Annotated in this window: 2 protein-coding genes; one reads left to right on the forward strand and one right to left on the reverse strand. The window is 74.5% G+C overall.

Annotation, left to right across the window (positions count from 1 at the left end; genetic code table 11):
• The first annotated feature begins 217 nt into the window (after positions 1–217).
• Positions 218–1,420, forward strand: a complete 1,203-nt coding sequence (locus GUY60_RS36815; protein WP_161705855.1) for an amino acid deaminase/aldolase — start codon at positions 218–220, stop codon at positions 1,418–1,420.
• A gap of 63 nt (positions 1,421–1,483) precedes the next feature.
• On the opposite strand, the gene GUY60_RS36820 is transcribed toward GUY60_RS36815, so the two are convergent.
• A complete protein-coding gene (locus GUY60_RS36820; protein WP_161705856.1) occupies positions 1,484–2,392 on the reverse strand; it encodes a DUF2510 domain-containing protein in 909 nt (302 codons plus the stop codon).
• Between the last annotated feature and the right edge of the window lie 16 nt (positions 2,393–2,408).

Below are 2,408 nucleotides of genomic sequence, written 5' to 3' on the forward strand. Positions count from 1 at the left end.
GGGGAACGCCGGCGCGTCGCGCGTCTGTGCTCATGCACCCCCCGTCCTCGCACACGGGCACTGTTCGACCGCCGTCACGGACGGGCCCGTTCCTTCCCTGCGTACGCGTCACTCTACGGGCTGTTGCAGGTCGGGCGGGAACTCGTCCGACCTGCGGGAGTGATCTGTCCGGATCATCCCCCTACCCCTGAGTAGCGGTGTCTGGCAGGCTGCGCCCATGACGGCTCTCGCTGCAGATCGCGCCCGTTACGACCGGGCCACCGCCCATCTCGACGCGCCCGTCGCGATCGTCGACCTGGACGCCTTCGACGCCAACGCCGCGGACCTCGTACGGCGGGCCGGGGGCAAGCCGGTGCGGGTGGCGAGCAAGTCGGTGCGCTGCCGCGCGCTGCTCGAACGGGTCCTGGAACGCGACGGGTTCGAGGGCGTGATGTCGTTCACGCTCGCCGAGTCGCTGTGGCTGGCCCGCTCGGGATTCGAGGACGTGCTGCTGGCGTACCCCTCGGTGGACCGTTCCGCGTTCGCCGAGCTGACCGCCGACCCGAAGCTGGCGGCCGCGGTGACCGTGATGGTCGACGACCCGGCGCAGCTGCGCCTGATCGACGAGGCGCGCGGTGACGGGCGCGAAGAGGTGCGTGTCTGCCTGGAGTTGGACACCGCGCTGAAGCTGCTCGGCGGCCGGGTGCGGGTCGGCGCGCGCCGCTCGCCGCTGCACTCCCCCGCCCAGATCGCCGAGGTGGCCCGCGCGGTGGCCCGCAGGCCGGGGTTCCGGCTCGTGGGCGTGATGGCGTACGAGGGGCATGTGGCGGGGGTCGGGGATCTGCTCGCCGGGCGGCCCGTACGGTCGCGGGCGATCCGGATGATGCAGGCCGCGGCCCGGCGTGAACTGGCGCAGCGGCGGGCGGAGGTGGTGCGCGCGGTGCGCGCGGTGGCGCCCGACCTGGAGTTCGTGAACGGCGGCGGCACGGGCAGCGTGCAGCACACGGCGGCGGAGTCGGCGGTCACGGAGATCGCGGCGGGCTCGGGCCTGTACGTACCGCGGCTTTTCGACAACTACACGTCGTTCAGCGGGCGTCCGGCGGCGCTGTTCGCGCAGCCGGTGGTGCGCAGGCCCGGGGTCGGTGCGGTGACGGTGCTCGGTGGCGGCTATCCGGCGTCCGGTGCGCCGGGCCGGGACCGGTTGCCGGTGCCGTATCTGCCGGAGGGTCTGCGGTACGACCCGCAGGAGGGCGCGGGTGAGGTGCAGACGCCGCTGCTCGGTTCGGCCGCGGACGATCTGCTGATCGGCGACCGGGTGTGGTTCCGGCACGCCAAGGCGGGCGAGATGTGTGAGCGGTTCGAGGTGCTGCACCTGGTCGAGGGCGACCGGGTGACGGCGACCGTGCCGACGTACCGGGGCGAGGGCCGCACGTTCCTCTGACGCTGAGCGCTCTGACGCTGAGCGCTCTGACGCTCAGCGCTCCGACGTTCAGCGCTCTGTCGCTCAGCGCAGGGAGCGGATGCCGCGGGTGATCTCGTCGATGGCGGCCAGGGGCGGGCCTTCGGGACCCGCGTCGAAGGCGAAGCGCACCACGACCATGCTGCCGGGGCCGCCGGCGGGCGCGGGCAGCGCGAGGGTCTGCACATACCCGCCGGGGCCCGATGCGGTCGTGACCCGCCAGCGGACGAAGTAGGCATCGGCGCCCGCGACTTGGGCCTTGCCCGTGGCCACCTCGCGGTGTGAGGTCATGCCGTTGTACGGCCTGCGGCGGCCGATGTCGCGGTCGTAGGCGCGCTCGGCGGCGACGGCGATGTCCTTCTCGGCGACGTTGCGGACGTCGCTGCTCCCGGCGCTCACGGAGTGGGTGGACACCCGCCCCGGGTGGCAGAGCGCGCTGGTGCCGGGGCAGGTGTAGGTCTCCTCCGTGACGGCGGTGGGAACCCGGTCGGTGGCGCGCTCGGCGCGCTGCCAGCCGTCGGGGATCGGTACGGAGATCCCGTTCAACTGGTCGGTCAGTACGGTCTCGTCGGCGGCCGGGGCGCTCGTACCGGAGGTCGCGGTGGGCGTCGCGGTGGGCGTCGGCTCCTCGGACTCCGGGCCGGTGGCCGTGGCGGACGGGCCGGGGTTGCGGGCGTCGGGGGTGCCGCCCTCGCGGCCGAGCACGACGGCGCCGGTGACGATGGCCGTGGCCAGGACGAGGCCGGCGGCGGCGAGGGCGACGGCCTTGGCCCGGCGGGACGCCTCGCCCGGCCGGGCGGCGGTCTGCGGATACCCGCCGGGCACCGCGACCGGCACACCCGGCACGCCACCCGCGGCGCGGGTGTGCTCGGTCCAGGAGGCACCGTCCCACCAGCGCTCGAGCGCGGGCGCGGCGGGGTCCGGGTACCAGCCGGGCGGGGTCGTCATGCTCATCCGGACACCTTAGGTC

The organism is Streptomyces boluensis, assembly GCF_009908195.1.
GTDB lineage: Bacteria > Actinomycetota > Actinomycetes > Streptomycetales > Streptomycetaceae > Streptomyces > Streptomyces boluensis.